The organism is Belnapia sp., from assembly GCF_059504005.1.
The window spans coordinates 14,075-31,645 of the sequence record NZ_JCACHU010000167.1; the positions used below are offsets into that span (position 1 = coordinate 14,075).

Annotated in this window: 21 protein-coding genes; 15 read left to right on the top strand and 6 right to left on the bottom strand. The window is 73.2% G+C overall.

Annotated features, from left to right (window positions below; all coding sequences use genetic code 11):
- Positions 1 to 35: 35 nt before the first annotated feature.
- The 4 genes from AC5JJ1_RS26715 to AC5JJ1_RS26730 all read left to right on the top strand — a co-directional run bounded on the left by AC5JJ1_RS26715 (position 36) and on the right by AC5JJ1_RS26730 (position 3,342).
- Positions 36 to 440 (top strand): hypothetical protein, encoded by a 405-nt coding sequence (locus AC5JJ1_RS26715; RefSeq protein ID WP_495788165.1) that lies wholly within the window; start codon positions 36 to 38, stop codon positions 438 to 440.
- A gap of 139 nt (positions 441 to 579) precedes the next feature.
- Entirely contained in the window at positions 580 to 1,635 is a 1,056-nt protein-coding gene (locus AC5JJ1_RS26720) for a type III polyketide synthase (RefSeq protein ID WP_495788166.1), read from the top strand.
- Positions 1,635 to 2,315 (top strand): methyltransferase domain-containing protein, encoded by a 681-nt coding sequence (locus AC5JJ1_RS26725; RefSeq protein WP_495788167.1) that lies wholly within the window; start codon positions 1,635 to 1,637, stop codon positions 2,313 to 2,315. The genes AC5JJ1_RS26720 and AC5JJ1_RS26725 overlap by 1 nt, the downstream gene beginning before the upstream one ends.
- Positions 2,308 to 3,342, top strand: a complete 1,035-nt coding sequence (locus AC5JJ1_RS26730; protein WP_495788168.1) for an NAD(P)/FAD-dependent oxidoreductase — start codon at positions 2,308 to 2,310, stop codon at positions 3,340 to 3,342. The genes AC5JJ1_RS26725 and AC5JJ1_RS26730 overlap by 8 nt, the downstream gene beginning before the upstream one ends.
- A gap of 84 nt (positions 3,343 to 3,426) precedes the next feature.
- On the opposite strand, the gene AC5JJ1_RS26735 is transcribed toward AC5JJ1_RS26730, so the two are convergent.
- Positions 3,427 to 4,065 (bottom strand): Fe2+-dependent dioxygenase, encoded by a 639-nt coding sequence (locus AC5JJ1_RS26735; protein WP_495788169.1) that lies wholly within the window; start codon positions 4,063 to 4,065, stop codon positions 3,427 to 3,429.
- A 34-nt stretch (positions 4,066 to 4,099) separates the two neighbouring features.
- Here AC5JJ1_RS26735 and AC5JJ1_RS26740 point away from each other — a divergent pair, with 34 nt between their 5' ends.
- Positions 4,100 to 4,804 (top strand): hypothetical protein, encoded by a 705-nt coding sequence (locus AC5JJ1_RS26740; protein ID WP_495788170.1) that lies wholly within the window; start codon positions 4,100 to 4,102, stop codon positions 4,802 to 4,804.
- A gap of 4 nt (positions 4,805 to 4,808) precedes the next feature.
- Here AC5JJ1_RS26740 and AC5JJ1_RS26745 read toward each other — a convergent pair whose 3' ends face one another.
- Positions 4,809 to 5,795, bottom strand: coding sequence for a tripartite tricarboxylate transporter substrate binding protein (locus AC5JJ1_RS26745; protein WP_495788171.1), 987 nt, complete (start codon positions 5,793 to 5,795; stop codon positions 4,809 to 4,811).
- Between the two features lie 136 nt (positions 5,796 to 5,931).
- On the opposite strand from AC5JJ1_RS26745, the gene AC5JJ1_RS26750 reads away from it, so the two are divergent.
- Complete coding sequence (locus AC5JJ1_RS26750) at positions 5,932 to 7,245, top strand: MFS family transporter (protein ID WP_495788172.1); 1,314 nt, start codon at positions 5,932 to 5,934, stop codon at positions 7,243 to 7,245.
- A 62-nt stretch (positions 7,246 to 7,307) separates the two neighbouring features.
- A complete protein-coding gene (gene lpdA / locus AC5JJ1_RS26755) occupies positions 7,308 to 8,699 on the top strand; it encodes a dihydrolipoyl dehydrogenase (protein ID WP_495788173.1) in 1,392 nt (463 codons plus the stop codon).
- A gap of 12 nt (positions 8,700 to 8,711) precedes the next feature.
- On the opposite strand, the gene AC5JJ1_RS26760 is transcribed toward lpdA, so the two are convergent.
- Positions 8,712 to 8,969 carry a DUF2798 domain-containing protein gene (locus AC5JJ1_RS26760; protein WP_495788174.1) on the bottom strand — a complete coding sequence of 86 codons (258 nt, stop codon included), beginning with the start codon at positions 8,967 to 8,969 and terminating at the stop codon, positions 8,712 to 8,714.
- A 159-nt stretch (positions 8,970 to 9,128) separates the two neighbouring features.
- Between AC5JJ1_RS26760 and AC5JJ1_RS26765 the strand changes: the two genes are divergently transcribed.
- The 3 genes from AC5JJ1_RS26765 (at position 9,129) to AC5JJ1_RS26775 (ending at position 11,785) form a co-directional block, all read left to right on the top strand.
- A complete protein-coding gene (locus AC5JJ1_RS26765) occupies positions 9,129 to 10,208 on the top strand; it encodes a DNA adenine methylase (RefSeq protein ID WP_495788175.1) in 1,080 nt (359 codons plus the stop codon).
- Positions 10,208 to 10,471 (top strand): PGPGW domain-containing protein, encoded by a 264-nt coding sequence (locus tag AC5JJ1_RS26770; RefSeq protein ID WP_495788176.1) that lies wholly within the window; start codon positions 10,208 to 10,210, stop codon positions 10,469 to 10,471. Before AC5JJ1_RS26765 ends, AC5JJ1_RS26770 begins: the two co-directional genes overlap by 1 nt.
- Positions 10,472 to 10,573: 102 nt before the next feature.
- Complete coding sequence (locus AC5JJ1_RS26775; protein WP_495788177.1) at positions 10,574 to 11,785, top strand: MFS transporter; 1,212 nt, start codon at positions 10,574 to 10,576, stop codon at positions 11,783 to 11,785.
- A 153-nt stretch (positions 11,786 to 11,938) separates the two neighbouring features.
- Here the strand turns inward: AC5JJ1_RS26775 and AC5JJ1_RS26780 are convergent, their stop codons facing one another.
- Entirely contained in the window at positions 11,939 to 12,157 is a 219-nt protein-coding gene (locus tag AC5JJ1_RS26780) for a hypothetical protein (RefSeq protein ID WP_495788178.1), read from the bottom strand.
- 101 nt (positions 12,158 to 12,258) lie between these two features.
- Positions 12,259 to 13,083, bottom strand: a complete 825-nt coding sequence (locus AC5JJ1_RS26785; RefSeq protein WP_495788179.1) for a helix-turn-helix domain-containing protein — start codon at positions 13,081 to 13,083, stop codon at positions 12,259 to 12,261.
- A gap of 53 nt (positions 13,084 to 13,136) precedes the next feature.
- Here AC5JJ1_RS26785 and AC5JJ1_RS26790 point away from each other — a divergent pair, with 53 nt between their 5' ends.
- Genes AC5JJ1_RS26790 through coaE form a run of 3 tightly spaced genes read left to right on the top strand, consistent with a single transcriptional unit; the run spans position 13,137 to position 15,942 of the window.
- Positions 13,137 to 14,387, top strand: coding sequence for an MFS transporter (locus tag AC5JJ1_RS26790; RefSeq protein ID WP_495788180.1), 1,251 nt, complete (start codon positions 13,137 to 13,139; stop codon positions 14,385 to 14,387).
- 36 nt (positions 14,388 to 14,423) lie between these two features.
- Positions 14,424 to 15,323, top strand: a complete 900-nt coding sequence (locus tag AC5JJ1_RS26795; protein ID WP_495788181.1) for a shikimate dehydrogenase — start codon at positions 14,424 to 14,426, stop codon at positions 15,321 to 15,323.
- Between the two features lie 16 nt (positions 15,324 to 15,339).
- Positions 15,340 to 15,942: a dephospho-CoA kinase gene (coaE, locus tag AC5JJ1_RS26800; protein ID WP_495788182.1), complete on the top strand. Its 603-nt coding sequence runs from the start codon at positions 15,340 to 15,342 to the stop codon at positions 15,940 to 15,942.
- On the opposite strand, the gene AC5JJ1_RS26805 is transcribed toward coaE, so the two are convergent.
- Positions 15,939 to 16,379 carry a septal ring lytic transglycosylase RlpA family protein gene (locus AC5JJ1_RS26805; protein WP_495788183.1) on the bottom strand — a complete coding sequence of 147 codons (441 nt, stop codon included), beginning with the start codon at positions 16,377 to 16,379 and terminating at the stop codon, positions 15,939 to 15,941. The genes coaE and AC5JJ1_RS26805 overlap by 4 nt on opposite strands.
- A gap of 227 nt (positions 16,380 to 16,606) precedes the next feature.
- Between AC5JJ1_RS26805 and AC5JJ1_RS26810 the strand changes: the two genes are divergently transcribed.
- Positions 16,607 to 16,795: a hypothetical protein gene (locus tag AC5JJ1_RS26810; RefSeq protein ID WP_495788184.1), complete on the top strand. Its 189-nt coding sequence runs from the start codon at positions 16,607 to 16,609 to the stop codon at positions 16,793 to 16,795.
- 25 nt (positions 16,796 to 16,820) lie between these two features.
- Positions 16,821 to 17,543: a DNA polymerase III subunit epsilon gene (dnaQ, locus tag AC5JJ1_RS26815; RefSeq protein ID WP_495788185.1), complete on the top strand. Its 723-nt coding sequence runs from the start codon at positions 16,821 to 16,823 to the stop codon at positions 17,541 to 17,543.
- Positions 17,544 to 17,571 lie beyond the last annotated feature (28 nt).

Genomic DNA, 17,571 nt, shown 5'->3' on the forward strand with positions numbered 1-17,571 from the left:
TGAACCTTTCCGGTCCCGCGTGGTTATGGCGGCCGATGATGCAGCTCCTTCGCCCCGCCCTGCTTCTCCTGCTCCTCGCCGGCCCGGCCGCGGCGCAGCAGGCCGCCGTGCTGACGCCGGACCAGCTGGCCACCGTGCTGCGGGCGCGGGGCTTCAGCGACATCGAGGGGGTGGAGCGCGAGGGCGACACCTTCCGCATCGCCCGCGCCATGCGCTACGGCGAGACGGTCGAGAACCTTCGCATCGACGCCGCCACCGGCCTGCCGCGCGAGCAGCCCCCCCTCACCGAGGGCCAGGCGCGGGAGCTGCTGCGCGCCCGCGGCTACAGCGAGGTGACGGAGATCGGCCGCGAGGGCGATGCCATCCGCCTCCGCGGGCTGCGCGAGGGCACCCCCATTGAAGTGACCGTCGACGCCCGGACGGGGGCGGTGCGGCAATAATCTTCCACCCCACCTCAGTCCCAGACCCGGGGCCGCAGGCCTGCCGCCTGCGGCCCCGGGTCACGGTCCTTGGCTTCCGTGGCCTGCTCATCCGCAGCCTTCGCGGCCGGGGGCCGCGACCCCTGCGGGCAGGACAGATGTGACCCAGGCCTATATCAACCGCATCGGCACCGCCGTCCCCCGCCATGAGGTGCATGACACCTTCCGCCGCTTCGCCGGCCGGCAGATCACCGATCCGCGCATCCGCACCGCCTTCGCCCGGCTGGCGGAGCGGTCGCAGATCGAGACACGGCATTCGGTGCTGGAGCCGGAGGCGGATGCCAGCGGCACGGTGGACAGCTTCTACCGGCTGGAGGCCTTCCCGAGCACCGGCACCCGCATGGCCCGCTACGAGCGGGAGGCGCCGGCCCTCGCCGAGGCCGCCTGCCTGGCGATGGGGCTGGAGGGCGAAGGGCCGGGCATCACCCATCTCGTCTATGCCACCTGCACCGGCTTCGCCGCCCCCGGCCTCGACCATTGGCTGATCCGCCGCTTCGGCCTCCCCGGCAGCGTGGAGCGCAGCGTCGTCGGCTTCATGGGCTGCCAGGCGGCGATCAACGCGCTGAAGCTCGCCCATCACATCGTCCGCAGCGACGAGCGCGCGCGGGTGCTGGTGCTCAACCTCGAGCTCTGCACGCTGCACCTCCAACCTTCGCCCGAGATCGAGCAACTGCTCTGCTTCCTCCTCTTCGCCGACGGGGCGAGCGCGGCGCTGGTGACGGCGGAGCCGCGGGGCATCGGCATCGAGGGCTTCCACGCCGCGCTGATCCCGGAGGCCGCGGACCAGATCACCTGGCGCATCGGCGATGGCGGCTTCGACATGACGCTCTCCGGCTTCGTGCCGCTGACCCTCGCCCGCGCCCTGCCGGACGAGGCCGCCGCCATCCTCGACGGCGAGGCGGCGGATGCCTTCGATCTCTGGGCGGTGCATCCCGGCGGGCGCAGCGTGCTGGATGCGGTGACGCACGGCCTCAACCTGCCGGGGCGTGCGCTCGATGTGAGCCGCGCGGTGCTACGCGAGCATGGCAACATGTCCTCCGCCACCGTCATGTTCGTGCTGCAGCGGATGATGGCGGCGGGCCGCGGCCTGCGGGGCTGCGCGCTCGCCTTCGGCCCCGGCCTCTCGGCCGAGACCATGCGCTTCCGCCTCGCCTGATGCGCGAGCGCAGCGCCGCCGAGGAATGGATGGACGATGCGGCCGCGACGGAAGCCGAATTCGCCTCCGCGCTGCGCGACCTTGCCCGCATCAACCGGATGAGCCTCGCCTATCGCCCGACGCTGCGCTGGCTCGACCGGCTGGTGGCGGAGACGGGGGCGCGGCGGCTCTCCGTGCTCGACATAGGCTTCGGCGGCGGGGACATGCTGGCCGCCATCGCGCGCTGGGGCGAGCGGCGGGGCGTCGCGGTGGAGCTGGCGGGGATCGACCGCAGCCCCTGGGCCGCGCGCTATGCCGAGGCCGCCGGGGTGCGGGCACGCTTCATCACCGCCGACCTCTTCGAGCTGCCGGAGGCGGAGCGCTTCGACGTGGTGCTGTGCAGCCTCTTCACCCATCACCTGCGCGATGCGGAGCTGGTGCGCTTTCTCCGCTGGCTGCCGGGGCGGGCGCGGCGGGGCTGGCTGATCTCCGACCTGCACCGGCACTGGCTGCCCTGGGGCTTCGTCTGGGGCGCGGTGCGGGCGCTCCGGATGGACCCGATGGTGGTGCATGACAGCACCGTCTCCATCGCCCGCGGCTTCACCCGCGCCGATTGGGAGCAGCTGGTGGCGGAGGCGGGCGTCCCGGCGCGGATCGAATGGGCCTTCCCCTTCAAGTGGATCGTCAGCAGCCGTGGTTGAGGTGGCGGTGATCGGCGCCGGGCCGGCCGGCTGCGCGGCGGCGATCGCCCTCGCCCGGGCGGGGTGGGAGGTGGTGCTGCTGGAGCGCAGCGCCGAGCCGCGGGAGAGCGTCTGCGGCGAATTCCTCGGCCGGGACGCGGCGGCAGCGCTGCGCTGCCTCGGCCTCGACCCGGCGGCGCTCGGCGGCGCGCCGCTGCGGCGGGTGCAAATCGGCCATGGCGGGCGCGAGGCGGATGTGGCGCTGCCCTTCCCCGCCTGGGCCCTGCCGCGGCGCGTCCTGGACGGGGCCTTGCAGGCGGCGGCGGGGGCGGCACTGCGGCGCGGCGTTACCGTGCTCAACGCCGAGCCGGAGGCAGAGGGGTGGCGGCTGCGCACCAGCCTGGGCGCCATCCGCGCCCGGCGGGTCGTGCTCGCCACCGGCAAGCATGCGCTGCGCGGGCATCCGCGCGAGGGGGCGCCGCCGCCCGCCCTCGGCCTCAAGCTGCACCTCGCCGGGGTGGAGATGGGGGATGCCGTCGCCCTGCTGCCCTTCGCCGGCGGCTATGCCGGGCTGCAGCCGCTGCCAGGGGGCGGGGCCAATCTCTGCGCTGCGCTGCATGGGCCGCCGGCCGATCTGCTGGCGAGGGTGCGCTCCGGCTCCGCCCTGGCGGGGCGCCTGCTGCGGGATGCGCGGCCGCTCTGGGACCGGCCGCTGGCCGTGGCCGGCGTGCCCTACGGCTTCCGCCAGCCCGCCTCCGGGCCGCCCGGCCTCTACCGCGTCGGCGACCAGGCGGCGGTGATCCCGAGCTTCACCGGGGAGGGCGTGGCGCTCGCCCTGCATTCCGGCCTGGCCGCGGCGGAGGCGATCCTCGCGGGGCAGGATGCGGCCGGCTTCCATGCCGCCTGGCGCTGCCGCAGCGGCGGGCCGATGCGCTGGGCCGGGCTCGCCGCCTGGGTGCTGCGGGCCTCGCCAGCGGCCTTTGCCGCGGTCGGCGCGGTCGGCCCGGTGTCACGGCTGGTGGCGGCGCGGACGCGGGTCGCAGCCTAGACCATGATCGCCGAGGGCCGGAACGGCCGGAGTCACGAGTCATGCGACGAAGCAGCAGGCCGAAGCATGATCGCGGATCATGCGTCAGCCCTCCGCCCACATCCGCAGCAGGTTGGCGCGGGCGAGCTGGACCCGCAGCGCCGCATCCTCCGCCCCCATCTGCGCCAGGTGCAGGTCGAAGAGCAGCGCCCGCCGCGCCGCATCCCGCACCCGGCTCTGCACCCAGCCGAAGGCCGCCAGCCGCTCCCCCGCCTCAACCGGGGCGACGCGGTGGAGGCTGGTCGCCGGGTAGAGGACAAGCAGCCCGGCCTCCGGCGCGACCTCCCGTTCGCCGCCCGCCTCCTCGAGGATGAGCGCGCCGCCCGTCACCCCCTCGGCGAGGAAGAGCGTCCAAGCGAGGTCTGTCCTGACCTCCCCCATCAGCGCATTGTCGACATGCCGGCCATAGCCGCCGCCGGGCAGGGTACGGCTGAAGGCCGGGCGGGTGAGGCGCAGCGGCAGGGCGGCCGCCGTGAAGACGGGATGGGCGAGCAGCGCCGCCTCGACCTCCGCCGCCGCGGCCCGCGCCGCGGCATCGGCCGGGTCGGCCTGGAGGTTGGCCTTCACCGCCGCCGCCCGCGCCCCGGCCGTCTCCCGCCCGTCCCGCCAGGCGGCGCGGGCGAGGAGGGCGCGCAGCCGCGCCAGCGCCGCCGCCTCCAGCACCCCCGCGATCGGCAGCAGCATCGCCATCCCTCCCCCGCGGCCCTAGTATAACCGGATGACCCGCTTCCGCCCCCGCCTCCGGTTCGGCCTCGGCCTCTCGGTGCTGGCCGCAGGGCCGGGCCTCGCCGCCGACCCGGCCTGCGTCCCGGCCGCCCAGGCGCCGCTCGGGGAGGCCGGGGAGGGCGAGAGCGGCCCGGCGACGCCGGCGCAGCGCAGCCTCCTGCTCGACCAGATGGCGGCGCGCATCGAGGGCGCCGGCGAGGTTCGCGCCGCGGGCGACGCCGAGAGTGCCGATATCCTCGTCGCCGCCGCCGCGGATGAGGGCCCGACTCGCCTCGCCCGCCGGGGCGACGCGGAGGAGGCGGGCAGGCTGGAACGCGGCCTCGCGCCGCTCGCCGCCAGGCCGGACGACCCGGCCGCCGCCGCGGCGGGGCTGCGGTTGCTGGAGGCGGCGCTCGGCCCGGCCACGCCGGAGCGCGCCGCAGGCCTCGCCGGCCTGGCCCTCGAGGCCTTCGGCGCCGCGCAGGAGTGCGGCCGCCTCACGGACCGCGCCGCCTATGCCGAGGCGCGGGCGCTGGCCCGCCGTGCCCGCCGCCTCGCCGATGCTGTCACCGGCGCGCCGGCGGGGGAGATGACGGCCGCGCTCGACCGCCTCCTCGCCCTGCTGCCGGCCTCGCCGCCGGAGGCGCTGCCGGCCTTCGGCGCCGTCTCAGCCGAGGCGTCGCGGGCCATCCTCGCCGCGAGCGACCTTTCCCGCTGAACCCTCAGCCGTCGAGGGTGAGGTTCAGCCGCTTCACCATCCGCTTCTCGTACTCGACGCGCTGGGCGATGAAGTCGCGGTACTCCGCCGTGTTCCGGTAGACGAGCGGCATGTCGAACTGCCCGCGGATGCGCACATTCTCCGCATCGAAGAGCGCCGCCTTGGCGGCATCGTGCAGCACCCGCACCACGCCCTCGTCCATGCCCTTCGGGCCGCTGATGCCGTAGGGCGACGTCACCTCCATGTCGTAGCCGAGCTCCTTCAGCGTCGGCACGTCGGGGAAGCGCGACGCCCGCTCACTCGTCCAGACCGAGAGGGCGCGCATCGTCCCCGCCTCGACGAAGGGGCCCCAGGCGCTGCTGTCGCAGACCATGTCGACCTGCCCGGCCAGCGCCGCCGTCACCCCCTCGTTCGAGCCGCGATAGGGCACATGGGTGATATCGATGCGCTCCTGCTCGAGGATGGTCTCGAAGGCGATGTGGTTGGAGGTGCCGATGCCGCTGGTGGAGTAGGTCAGCTTGCCGGGATTGGCCCGGGCATAGGCGATCATCTCCTGCCAGGTCTTGAAGCGCGCATCCGCCTTCACCGCCGTGCCGAAGAGCCAGCCGGTCAGGCCGATGATGTGGGTGAAGTCGCCGACCGGGTCCCAGAGCGGGGTTTTCATCATCCAGGGCCGGCGCAGCACCGAGAGGTGCATCTGCGTCAGCGAATAGCCGTCCGGCTTAGACTGCTGGGCGACGGTCATCGGCCCGAGTGTGCCGCCGGCGCCCGGCTTGTTCTCGGCGACCACCGGCTGACCGAGCGCCCGCCCGGCAATCTCGCAGAGCGAGCGGAGCTGCGAATCGGCCGAGCCGCCGGCCGGCCAGGGGATGACGAGCCGGATCGGCCGATCGGGGAAGCGGGGCTGCGCCAGGGCAGGCGTGGGCAATGCGGGCGCGGCAAGGGAGGTCGCGGCCAGGGTGAGCGCGCCCCGGCGGGTGAGGTTGGGCATTTCGACGTATCTCCCGGTCTTCTTGTTGCGCGCGCCATCTTGGCGGGGCCGGGCGGGCGGGGAAAGTCCCCTCCCGTGGTTGCGCTGCGGCACCGAGGGCCCTCCGGCGCGTTGGCGGGGCCGAGGAGAGCCCGCCATGGACACCACCGCCCCCTTCGATGCGGCCGCCGACCGCCGCCGCCGGATCCTCGCCATCATCGGCGGCTCCTCCGGCAACCTGGTCGAGTGGTACGACTTCTACGTCTACTCCTTCTGCTCGCTCTATTTCGCCAGCGCCTTCTTCCCCTCGGGCGACCGCACCTCGCAGCTGCTGGCCGCCGCCGGGGTCTTCGCCGCCGGCTTCCTCGTCCGCCCCGTCGGCGGCTGGATCTTCGGGAGATTGGCCGACCGGCGGGGGCGGCGCTTCTCCATGATGGCCTCCGTCCTCCTGATGTGCGGCGGCTCGCTGATGATCGCCCTGCTGCCGACCCATGCAAGCGTCGGCCTCTGGGCGCCTGTGCTGCTGACCGTGGCACGGCTCGCCCAGGGTCTCTCGGTCGGCGGCGAGTACGGGACGAGCGCCACCTATATGAGCGAGGTGGCGGAGCCCGGGCATCGCGGCTTCTATGCCAGCTTCCAGTACGTGACGCTGATCGGCGGGCAGCTGCTGGCCGTCCTCGTCATCGTTATCCTGGAAACCCTGCTGACCAACGAGCAGATGCGCGCCTTCGGCTGGCGCATCCCCTTCCTGATCGGCGCTGCGGCGGCGGTGGTCGCCCTCTTCCTCCGCCGTGCCCTGCACGAGACCCAGAGCGCGGATGCGGCACGACGGCCGGAGGCGGGCTCGGTCCGCGCCCTGCTCGCCCATCCGCGGCCGCTGCTGCTGGTGCTCGGGCTGACGGCGGGCGGCAGCCTCAGCTTCTACGTCTTCACCACCTTCATGCAGAAATACCTGGTGAACACCGCGCATTTCGAGGCGCGGACCGTCAGCGCCACCATGGCCTGGGTGCTGCTCGCCTTCATGCTGGCCCAGCCGCTCTTCGGCGCCATGGCCGATCGCGTCGGACGAAGGGCCATGCTGCTCGCCTTCGGCGGGCTCGGGGTGCTGATGACGGTGCCGCTGCTCTCGGCGCTCGGCCGGGCGACCTCGCCGCTCTCGGCGGGGCTGATGGTGCTGGCGGGGCTCCTGGTGATCTCCTGCTACACCTCGATCAGCGGGCTGGTGAAGGCGGAGCTCTTCCCGGCCGAGGTCCGGGCGCTCGGCGTCGGCCTGCCCTATGCGGTGGCCAATGCGCTGTTCGGCGGCACGGCGGAGTATGTCGGCCTCTGGTTCAAGTCGGCCGGGGCGGAGAGCGGCTTCTTCTGGTACGTGACCGGATTCTTCGCCCTCGCCCTGGTCACCGCCTGGTTCATGCCGGAGACCCGGGTGGAGAGCCACCTGACCCGGGAGGAGCGGGCCGCCGTCGCCTAGTCTTGCCTTGAGCCCGGTCAAGGGCCAGTTTCCGCCCCGAATTCCTCGCCCAAGGACCCCCAATGCCCGACAGCTTCGACCTCATCGTCATCGGCTCCGGCCCCGGCGGCTATGTCTGCGCCATCCGCGCCGCCCAGCTCGGGCTGAAGACGGCCTGCGTGGAGAAGCGCGCGACGCTCGGCGGCACCTGCCTCAATATCGGCTGCATCCCCTCCAAGGCCCTGCTCCAGAGCAGCGAGAGCTTCGAGGAGGCGGCCCATAAGCTCGCCGACCATGGGGTGATGATCGAGGGGGTGAAGCTCGACCTCGCCAAGATGCAGGCGCGCAAGGCCGAGGTGGTGAGCGCCAACGTCAAGGGCGTCGAATTCCTCTTCCGCAAGAACAAGGTCACCTGGCTGAAGGGCGCCGGCCGGATCGCCGCCCCCGGCCAGGTCGAGGTCAATGGCGAGACCTACCAGGCCAAGGCGATCGTCATCGCCACGGGCAGCGACAGCACCCTGCTCCGCGGCATCGAGGTGGACGAGAAGCGCGTCGTCACCTCGACCGGCGCGCTGGAGCTGGACAAGGTGCCCGGCCATCTCGTCGTCATCGGCGGCGGGGTGATCGGCCTCGAGCTCGGCTCGGTCTGGAAGCGGCTCGGCGCCCAGGTGACGGTGATCGAGTATCTCGACCGGCTGATCCCCGACATGGATGCGGAGCTCGCCAAGCAGGCGGAGCGGCTCTTCGGCAAGCAGGGGATGAAGTTCAAGCTGAAGTCGAAGGTGATCGCGGCCGAGCAAGATGCGGAAGGCGTGACCCTCAAGGTGGAGCCCGCCGCCGGTGGCGATGCGGAGGAGATCCGCGCCGATGTGGTGCTGCTCGCCATCGGCCGCCGCCCCTATGTCGAGGGCCTCGGCCTCGACGAGGTCGGCGTCAAGCGCGACGAGCGCGGCCGCATCGTCACCGACGCGCATTTCGCCACCAACGTGCCGGGGATCTACGCCATCGGCGACTGCATTGCCGGCGCCATGCTGGCCCACAAGGCGGAGGACGAGGGCGTCGCCGTCGCCGAGATCCTCGCCGGCCAGGCGGGCCACGTGAACTACGCCGCCATTCCGGGCGTGGTCTACACCTGGCCGGAGATTGCCGCGGTCGGCGCGACGGAGGATGAGCTCAAGGCGCAGGGCGTTGCCTACAAGGTCGGCAAATTCCCCTTCACCGCCAATGGCCGCGCGCGGGCGATGAACGACACGGACGGCTTCGTGAAGATCCTGGCGGATGCCAAGACCGACCGGGTGCTCGGCGCCCATATCATCGGTCCGGATGCGGGGACGCTGATCGCCGAGATGGCGCTCGCCATGGAGTTCGGCGCCAGCGCCGAGGATGTCGCCCGCACCTGCCATGCCCATCCGACGCTGAACGAGGCGGTGAAGGAAGCGGCGCTTGCTGCCGACGGGCGGGCGCTGCACATCTGAGGCGGTGGCCGGTCAGCGCGTCTCCGGTGCGCTGACCAGCAGCCCGACCAGCCGCCGCACCAGCGGCAGCACGACGAGCAGGATCGGGAAAGCGACCACCCAGGACAGGGCCCAGGAGGCGGGCCATTGGTGCAGCGCCTCCGCCGTCGGGCCGAGCGCCATCAGCGTCGAGATACCGGAGATGGCGCAGGTCATGATGGCCGAGAGGATCAGGGGCAGCACCACCGCGCCATAGCGGGAGGGCAGCTTGCGGAAGCGGAGGCTGGGCATGGCCGGATGGTCTCGTCAGGTCGGTCCGGCGCGGCGGCATCCCGCATCCGCCACAGCGCCGGGCCGGATGCGTTGCGTGAGACGCTGACGGCAAGGGCGGTGCCCGGCGGTCCTTCTCTATTCCGGCACCGGCCGGCTGGCAAGCGTCGGCGGCGGGGCTTGCCTCGACTCGCCTCGCTGGCCGAGGCTTGGCGGGTGATCAAGTATATCGGCTCCAAGCGCCTGCTGCTGACGCAGATCCTCTCGGCCGTGGGCGCCGCCGCGCCGGCCGGGGCCACCGTCGCCGACCTCTTCTCCGGCACCGCCCGCGTCGGCCATGCGCTGAAGGGCGTCGGCTACCGGGTCATCGCCAACGACCACAACGCCTTCGCCCATGTGCTGGCCACCTGCTACGTCCAGGCCGATGCCGAAGCCTGGGCGGAGAAGGCGGCGCGCATCCTGGCGGAGCTCGGGCGCCTGCCGCCGCGGCATGGCTGGTTCACCGAGACCTATTGCGTCGCCGCCCGCTACTTCCACCCCGAGAACGGCGCCCGGATCGAGGCGATCCGCGAGGGCATCGCCGCCCTCGGCGCCGAGCCGGAGCTGGAGGCGGTGCTGCTGACCTCCCTGCTGGAGGCGGCCGACCGCGTCGACAGCACCGCCGGGCTGCAGATGGCCTACATGAAGCGCTGGGCCGCCCGCGCGCTGAACCCGCTGGCGCTCCGCCTGCCCGCCCTCAGGCCGCGCCCCGCCGCCGGCCTCTGCGCCGCCCTCTGCGGCGAGGCGGAGGCGGTGGCGGCCAGCCTCGACTGCGACCTCGCCTACCTGGACCCGCCCTACAACCAGCACTCCTACCTGCGGAACTACCATGTCTGGGAGACGCTGGTGCGCTGGGATCAGCCGGAGGTCTATGGCATCGCCAACAAGCGCACCGATTGCCGCACGCGGCGCTCCGCCTTCAACAGCCGCCCCGGGATAGGCCCGGCGCTGGCGCGGACCATCGCCGCGCTGCGCTGCCCGACCGTCGTCGTCTCCTTCAACGACGAGGGCTATCTGGGCCGCGCCGCGCTCGAGGCGATGCTGGCGCCGCGCGGGCCGCTGCGGGTGATCGAGATCCCCTATGGCCGCTATGTCGGCGCCAAGATCGGCATCCACAACCCGAAGGGCGAGAAGGTCGGCACCGTGGGGCGGCTGACCAATACCGAGTACCTTTTCGTCTCGGGCGAGCGTGCCCTTGCCCTGCCGCCGAGGGCCGCCTGATGAGCCCCTGGGCGCGGAAGCTTCTCGGCTTCAGCCTGCTGGCGCTGGGCGTCGCGGGGCTTATCCTGCCCTTCCTGCAGGGGCTGCTCTTCCTGGCGCTCGGCGTCTTCGTGCTGCGCGACCAATACCCCTGGGCGCGGCGCTGGATGGGCAAGCTGGAGGCACGCTTCCCCAGTCAGATGGCGCGGGTCGAGGCCATGGAAGCCCGGCTGATCGGCTGGACCCAGCGGCAGGGCGAGCGGCTACGGCGCCTGGTGAGCTGATCCCGCCACAGGGGGCGGTTTTCCTCTCCGGATATGAACGGAGAGTTAAGAATTGGGCGCGAAGATCTTGGCGCCTTTCTCAACCTGGCCGAGAAGGTCGGCATGGCCGATCTCCGCTCCGACTCCCGCTTCGTCGCCCTGCTGCTTGGCATCGGCCAGACGCTGGCCTGGGCCACGAGCTACTACCTGCCCGCGCTGCTGGCCCCGGTGGTGGTGGAGGATCTGCAGGCGGACCGGGCTGCGGTCTACGGCGCCTTCTCCCTCGCCCTGCTGATTTCGGGCCTTGCCGCACCGCGGATCGGCCGGGCGATCCAGAACCTGGGCGGCCGGCCGGTGATGATGGCCTCCGCGCTCACCCTGGCGGCGGGGCTGGCGCTGCTGGGGGTGCTGCCGGGGCTGGCGGGCTGGTTCCTCGCCTGGGTCGTGCTCGGGGTGGGGATGGGGCTCGGCCTCTACGAGGCGGCCTTCGCCACGCTCGGCGCGCTCTACGGGCGGGCGGCGCGGCGGGGGATCACCATCGTCACCCTGCTCGGGGGCTTCGCCAGCACCATCGGCTGGCCGCTGACGGCGGCGCTGATGCCGGCGCTCGGCTGGCGCGGCACCTGCCTGGTCTTCGCCGCCGTCAACCTGCTGCTGGTGCTGCCGGTCTATGCCCTGCTGCCGCGCGTCGGGGCGGGCGGCGAGGCGGTGGCCAATGCCGTGGCCGACCCCGCCGAGATCCCACTGCCGACGGCCTGGGTGCGGCGCAGCTTCCTATTCCTGGCCGCCTTCTTCACGCTGCGGGCGCTGATCAGCACCACCATGTCGGTGCAGCTGCCGACGATGCTGGCGGGGCTCGGCCTTTCGGTCGCGGCGGCGGTCGCTGCCGCCTCGCTGATGGGGCCGGCGCAGGTCGGCGGGCGGCTGATGGAATTCACCCTCGGCAAGACGGTGCATCCGCTGCGCGTCGCCTGGCTCGGTGCCGGGCTGCTGCCGGTCGGCACGCTGCTGCTGGTGCTGGCCGGGCCGGTGGCGGCGGTGCCCTTCGTGCTGATGCATGGCGCGAGCAACGGCATCATCACCATCTGCCGTGGCTCGGTGCCGCTCGCGCTGTTCGGGCCGCGCGGCTATCCGGTGCTGATGGGCAAGCTGGCGCTTCCGGTGCTCATGGCCCAGGCCGCGGCGCCCATGGTGACGGCGCCGCTGCTGGAGCATCTCCCGGCGATGGCGGTGCTCGGCCTTGCCGGCCTGGTGGGCCTGGCTGCCATGCTCTGCCTGCTGCCGCTCAGGGCATCCCCGCCAGCGCCCCGCTTGGCCGAGGCGGTCAGGGGTTAGGCCCGTCGCTCGGGACGGCTTCGTGCCGAGGCGTGGATCTGCCCCGTCAACGGCAGCCTGGAGCATGTCCGGTGAATACGGTTGAACCGGGACTGCTCCGGAGCGGCTTCCGTTCGCCCCGCTCGCAGCAGCCGCTCCCAACTCTCCTTTGCTCTAGCGGGCCACCGAACCCTGCCGCAATGCGTGCCGCCGCGGTTCCTGCCGGGCGCGCCCGAGGGCGACCCAGCCGCCGATGGCAGCCACCACCAGGGTCGAGAAGACACCCCAGATGACCAGGTATTGCAGCGCCAGCCACAACCAAGCCGCCGGCGCCAGCCCGAGCCAGACCACAGTCGTCACAATAACGGCGCCCAGAACGGCTGTGCCAAGCATCGGGGGGTCACTCCTGGCGTGTGTCCGGCAGCAAGGGGGGGGACATGCCGCTTCTCACATTCGTATACTACACGCGGAGTTGAAGCAAGTGTTTCTGGGTATTACAAAGCCCCAATTCCGCCTGCGGACCGGCCGCCGCCCGGCGTGACCCCGAAGGCAGCGCGGAAGGCGGCCCCGAAGGCCGGCGCGCTGGCGTAGCCGACCCGCGCCGCCGCCCGCGCCGGCGGCACTCCCTCGGCCAGCAGCGCCGCCGCCTCGGCGAGGCGCAGCGCCTGGCGCCAGCGGCCGAAGCTCATCCCCGTCTCCTCGCGGAAGAGCCGGGTGAGGGTCCGGGGGCTGGCCCCGCACTGCCGCGCCCAGTCCTCGAGGCCGAGGGGCTGCGCCGGGTCCGCCTGCAGCGCCGCCGCCAGCCGCCGCAGCCGCGCATCGCGCAGCGCCGGCAGGCCGAGCGGCAGGCGCGGGGCGCGGGCGATCTCGTCGAGGATCAGCGCCGTGAGATGCCCGCCGCGCCCGGCCTCGTCCCATTCCAGCGGCTCGGCGCAGGCGGCGAGCACCAGCTCCCGCAGCAGGGGCGAGACGGCGAGCACCGTCACCGCCCCCGGCCCCGCCGCAGCGGCATCGGCGCGGAGGAAGAGCGCCCGCATGGCGACCGGCCCCTGCATCGCGGTCACATGCGCGACGCGCGCTGGCATCCAGAGCGCCCGGCCCGGCGGCAGGACGAAGGCGGCCGTGTCGGTCGCGATGCGCATCACCCCGCGCGTCGCATAGAGCAGTTGCGCGCGGGTATGGGCGTGACGCTCCACGCTCTCCCCGTCGCGGTAGTCGCGGGTGAAGCCGGCCAGCGGCCGGTCCACCGCATCCTCCGCCAAGTTGCGCAGCGGCGCCTCCGGCAATTGGCCGGATGGCGACAGGGTTTGGCCAGCCATCGTCATCCGGCCAGGCTAGTCTTGCCACACGGTGCAGCCAAACGGAAACCGCCATGCACGACCCGGCCAAGCGGCAGATCGCCTTCGTCAACATCGCCCATATCTTCACCCATTACTCCCTGCTGATCCTGGCGACCGCCGTGCTCGGCATGGTGACGCAGGCGCCGGAGGCCTTCGGGCGGGAATACGGGCCGATCCTGGCGCTCGGGACGGGGATGTTCGTGCTCTACGGCCTCGGCTCCCTGCCAATGGGCTGGCTCGCCGCGCGCTTCGGGCGGAAGGCCATGATGGCGGGCTTCTTCCTCGGCACCGGGGGCGCGATGATGCTGGCCGGCCTCGCCGACCGGCCGCTGACCCTCGGCCTGGCGCTGGCCCTGATGGGCGCCTTCGCCGCCATCTACCACCCGATCGGCACGGCCATGCTGGTCGAGGCCGCCGCCGCCTCGCCGGGTGGCCTAGTCGGGCGCGCGGTCGGCATCAACGGCGTCTTCGGCAATATCGGGGTGGCCTGCGCGCCGGTGGTGACGGCGCTGGTCGCGGCCAGGCTCGGCTGGCACTGGGCCTTCGTGCTGCCCGGGGCGCTCTGCGCGCTCGTCGGCCTCGCCTGGCTGCGCGAGCCGGCCTTCGATGCCGCCAAGGCGGCCGCCGGCGCCAAGCCCTTCCCCGAGATTCCCCGCGCCGTCGTCCGCCGTGCCGTCGCCGTGCTGCTGACCATCGCTGCCGTCTCCGGCCTCGTCTTCAACGCCTTCACCCTGCTGATCCCGAAGCTGATGGAGGAGCGGCTGGCCAATTCGCCGGACCTGCTGCCGGTGGTCGGCATGCTCGCCTTCGCCGCCACGCTCTGCGGCGGGCTGACGCAGTTCACCGTCGGGCGGATGATCGACCGGCACACGCTGAAGCGCGTCTTCCTGCCGCTGGCCCTGCTGCAGCTGCCCTGCCTGCTCGCCCTCTCCTTTGCGCAGGGGTGGTGGGTGCTGCCGCTCGCCGCGCTGATGGCCGCCTCCATCTTCGGCCAGGTGACGGTGAACGAGACCATGACGGCGCGCTACGTGGCGCCGGCGCTGCGGGTGAAGCTCTACTCCGTGCGCTTCACCATCGGCTTCCTCGGCGCCGCCGCGGCCTCGCCGCTGATCGGCTTCCTGCATGAGGCGACGGGCGGGCTGGCCGCGCCGATGCTGGTGCTGGCGGGCTTCGGCGCCGTCACCTTCCTCTGCGCCCTGCTCTTTCCCGACCGGGAGGAGGAGCTTCGGCCGGAGCTCTGGGCGCGGCCGCAGCAGCAGGCCGGGCTCGCCGCCGCCGAATAGGTTGACCGCCGCGCGCGGCGCGGCGACCCTTCCGGCATGACCATCCTTACGGGGCCCATCCTGACCGGCAAGGCGCGCCTTGCCGGGATCCTGGGCTGGCCCGTCGCCCATTCCCGCTCGCCCCGGCTGCACGGGCTCTGGCTGCGCCGCCACGGTATCGACGGCGCCTACCTGCCCCTGCCGGTGCGGCCGGAGCGCTTCGCCGAGGCGGTCCGCTCCCTCGCCGATCTCGGCTTCCGCGGCGCCAACGTCACCATCCCACACAAGGAGGCCGCCTTCGCCGTCTGCGATGCGGTCGATGCATCGGCGCATCGCGCAGGGGCGGTGAACACGCTGGTCTTCCGCGACGGGCGGATCTGTGGCTCGAACACCGACGGCTACGGCTTCCTCGCCAATCTGCGCGAAGGCGCGCCGCGCTGGCAGGCCGCGGCGGGTCCGGCGGTGATCCTCGGCGCCGGCGGCTCGGCGCGGGCCGTCGCCGCAGCGCTGCTCGATGCCGGCTGCTCGCGCGTCACCCTTGTCAACCGCAGCCCGGCGCGGGCCGAGGCGCTGGCCCGGGCGCTGGGCGGGCCCATCGCGGTGGCGGATCGTGCCCCGCTCGGGGATGCGGCGCTGCTGGTCAACACCACATCCCTCGGCATGCAGGGCCAGCCGCCGCTCGAGATCGACCTCGCCCCGCTGCCCGCGGGGGCGGTGGTCGCCGATATCGTCTATGTCCCGCGCGAGACGGGGCTGCTGGCCGCGGCGCGGGCGCGCGGCCTCGCGGCGGTCGACGGGCTCGGGATGCTGCTGCACCAGGCGCGGCCGGGCTTCGCCGCCTGGTTCGGCGCGGAGCCGGTGGTGGATGCTGAGCTGCGGGACTTCGTCGGCGGGGACATCCCCGCCACGGATGGCGGCGCAGCGCAGGCGGCATCGCCGCCGGGGAGGGAGGCGTGAATCCCCGGCGGGAGCCATGAAGATCGTCGGCCTGACCGGCAGCATCGGCATGGGCAAGTCGACGGCGGCGAACACCTTCCGCCGCCTGCGCGTCCCCGTCTTCGATGCCGATGCGGCGGTGCATGCGCTGCAGTCGCGCGGCGGCCGCGCGGTCGGGCCGATCGGCGCCGCCTTCCCCGGCACGGTCCGCGAGGCCAAGGGGGGAATGATGGTCGACCGCGAGGCGCTGCGCCGCGCCGTGCTCGGCAACGGCCCCGCGCTGACGCGGCTGGAGCGCATCGTCCATCCGCTGGTGCGCGATGCCGAGCGCCGCTTCCTCGCCGCCGCCCGGCGCCGGGCGGAGCCGCTGGTCGTGCTCGACATCCCGCTGCTCTTCGAGACGCGGGGCGAGGGGCGCTGCGACCTGGTGGTGGTGGTCTCCGCCACCGCCGCCGTGCAGCGCATCCGCGTCCTCCGCCGGCCGGGGATGACGGAGGAGCGCCTCGCCGCCATCCGCGCCCGGCAGATGCCGGACCGCGTGAAGCGCCGCCGCGCCGACCGGGTGGTCGAGACCGGCCTTTCCCGCCACTACGCCCAGCGCGCCATCCGCGCGCTGGTGCGGGAGGTGCGCGGGGGCTAGCGCGCCTCCGCTACCTGGCCCTCCTTGCCCGGCGGCACGGCAACCGGCCGGACCTCCACCGGGGCGACGCCCTGGCGCTTCATGCCGAGATGCTCCGCCGTGCGCGGGCTGAGGTCGACCACCCGGCCGCCCACATAGGGCCCGCGGTCGCGGATGGTGACGCGGGCGGTGCGCCCGGTCTCGAGGTTCTTCACCTCCGCCACCGTGCCGAGCGGCAGGGTGCGATGCGCCGCCGTGTCGGAGTTCGGGTCGAAGCGGGTGCCGCTCGCGGTCTTGCGGCCGTTGAACTCCGGCCCGTAATAGGAGGCTTGGCCGACCTGCGCGGGCGCCGGCTCCGGCGCGGCCGCCTGGGGCTCGGGGGCCGGCGGCGCCGTGGTGCAGGCGGCGAGGCCGGCCAGGATCAGGCAGGGAAGGGCGCGGAACAGGCCGGTCCGCATGGCATCGTCTCCATCGCTGTTGCAGCGGCGCTTACGCCGGGGATTCGCGCCGGTTGTGCCGCCTGGGCGCCTCGGCCGGCCGGCTCGCCGCCTCGTGTAGGGTCCTTGCCGCCCGGCGCGAGCGGGGCCGGCAGCGGCTCAATCCGGCGGCGTGGGGCGCCCATCCCCGCATCCACCGCCGCCCTCCCGCGTTGTTGCGGGGTCATGGCACCGAAGGAGGATCGCGCATGAACGGCAACGACATGCACCGCGTGGTCAGGCGCCAAGCCGAAGGCAAGCCGACCCGGGAGAGCCTGGCGGTGCTGCACCGCCGGCAACAGGCGACGCCGCCGGCCACGGCGGAGGAGATGCTCCGCCTTCGCCGGGCCGAGGCGGCGCTGCGGACCGAGCCTCGCCCCCACCCCGTGCTACGATAGGCCCGAGTCGAGGGCGGAGGCGCGGATGAGCGAGGCGGGACGGGATGCGCGGCAGCGCGCGGTGGTGCTGGATACCGAGACCACCGGCCTGGACCCGGCCACCGGCGACCGCGTCATAGAGGTGGCGGCGATCGAGCTGGTCAACCTGATGCCGACCGGCGCCACCTACCACACCCTAATCGACCCCGAGCGGGACGTGCCGCCGGAGAGCACCAAGGTCCATGGCTTCACCGCCGAGATGCTGAAGGGGCAGCCGAAATTCGCCGAGGTGGCGGAGGGGATGCTCGGCTTCATCGGCAGCTCCCCGATTATCGCCCACAACGCGCCCTTCGACTTCGGCTTCCTCGATGCGGAGCTGAAGCGCGCCGGGCACCCGCCGCTCGACCGGGGGCGCATGGTCGACAGCCTGGCGCTCGCCAAGGAGCGCTATCCGGGCATGCCCAACAACCTGGATGCGCTCTGCCGCCGCCTCGGCATCGATAATTCGATGCGCACCAGCCACAACGCCCTGCTCGACGTGAAGCTGCTGGCCCAGGTTTATCTGGAGCTGATGGGCGGCCGCCAGCCGGGCTTCGTCCTGGCGCTGAACATCGGCGGCGGCACGCGGGCGCTGGAGGGGCTGAGCCGCCCCCGCACCCCGCGCCTCGTCGCCCCCAGCGAGGCGGAGCTGGCGGCGCATGCGGAGTTCCTGAAGAAGCTGAAGGAGCCGCTCTGGCTGCAACCGCCTTTCGCCGCCGGAACCGCCTGACGCCTCGCGCCTTCTCCCGGCTTCACCA

What these genes read in the sequence shown, in the direction of transcription:
- AC5JJ1_RS26715 (WP_495788165.1), top strand. Translation starts at nt 36, where the DNA reads ATGATGCAGCTCCTTCGCCCCGCCCTGCTTCTCCTGCTCCTCGCCGGC.
- AC5JJ1_RS26725 (WP_495788167.1), top strand. Translation starts at nt 1,635, where the DNA reads ATGCGCGAGCGCAGCGCCGCCGAGGAATGGATGGACGATGCGGCCGCG.
- AC5JJ1_RS26735 (WP_495788169.1), bottom strand. Translation starts at nt 4,065, where the DNA reads ATGCTGCTGCCGATCGCGGGGGTGCTGGAGGCGGCGGCGCTGGCGCGG.
- AC5JJ1_RS26740 (WP_495788170.1), top strand. Translation starts at nt 4,100, where the DNA reads ATGACCCGCTTCCGCCCCCGCCTCCGGTTCGGCCTCGGCCTCTCGGTG.
- AC5JJ1_RS26745 (WP_495788171.1), bottom strand. Translation starts at nt 5,795, where the DNA reads ATGCCCAACCTCACCCGCCGGGGCGCGCTCACCCTGGCCGCGACCTCC.
- AC5JJ1_RS26750 (WP_495788172.1), top strand. Translation starts at nt 5,932, where the DNA reads ATGGACACCACCGCCCCCTTCGATGCGGCCGCCGACCGCCGCCGCCGG.
- lpdA (WP_495788173.1), top strand. Translation starts at nt 7,308, where the DNA reads ATGCCCGACAGCTTCGACCTCATCGTCATCGGCTCCGGCCCCGGCGGC.
- AC5JJ1_RS26760 (WP_495788174.1), bottom strand. Translation starts at nt 8,969, where the DNA reads ATGCCCAGCCTCCGCTTCCGCAAGCTGCCCTCCCGCTATGGCGCGGTG.
- AC5JJ1_RS26770 (WP_495788176.1), top strand. Translation starts at nt 10,208, where the DNA reads ATGAGCCCCTGGGCGCGGAAGCTTCTCGGCTTCAGCCTGCTGGCGCTG.
- AC5JJ1_RS26775 (WP_495788177.1), top strand. Translation starts at nt 10,574, where the DNA reads ATGGCCGATCTCCGCTCCGACTCCCGCTTCGTCGCCCTGCTGCTTGGC.
- AC5JJ1_RS26780 (WP_495788178.1), bottom strand. Translation starts at nt 12,157, where the DNA reads ATGCTTGGCACAGCCGTTCTGGGCGCCGTTATTGTGACGACTGTGGTC.
- AC5JJ1_RS26785 (WP_495788179.1), bottom strand. Translation starts at nt 13,083, where the DNA reads ATGGCTGGCCAAACCCTGTCGCCATCCGGCCAATTGCCGGAGGCGCCG.
- AC5JJ1_RS26790 (WP_495788180.1), top strand. Translation starts at nt 13,137, where the DNA reads ATGCACGACCCGGCCAAGCGGCAGATCGCCTTCGTCAACATCGCCCAT.
- AC5JJ1_RS26795 (WP_495788181.1), top strand. Translation starts at nt 14,424, where the DNA reads ATGACCATCCTTACGGGGCCCATCCTGACCGGCAAGGCGCGCCTTGCC.
- coaE (WP_495788182.1), top strand. Translation starts at nt 15,340, where the DNA reads ATGAAGATCGTCGGCCTGACCGGCAGCATCGGCATGGGCAAGTCGACG.
- AC5JJ1_RS26805 (WP_495788183.1), bottom strand. Translation starts at nt 16,379, where the DNA reads ATGCGGACCGGCCTGTTCCGCGCCCTTCCCTGCCTGATCCTGGCCGGC.
- AC5JJ1_RS26810 (WP_495788184.1), top strand. Translation starts at nt 16,607, where the DNA reads ATGAACGGCAACGACATGCACCGCGTGGTCAGGCGCCAAGCCGAAGGC.
- dnaQ (WP_495788185.1), top strand. Translation starts at nt 16,821, where the DNA reads ATGAGCGAGGCGGGACGGGATGCGCGGCAGCGCGCGGTGGTGCTGGAT.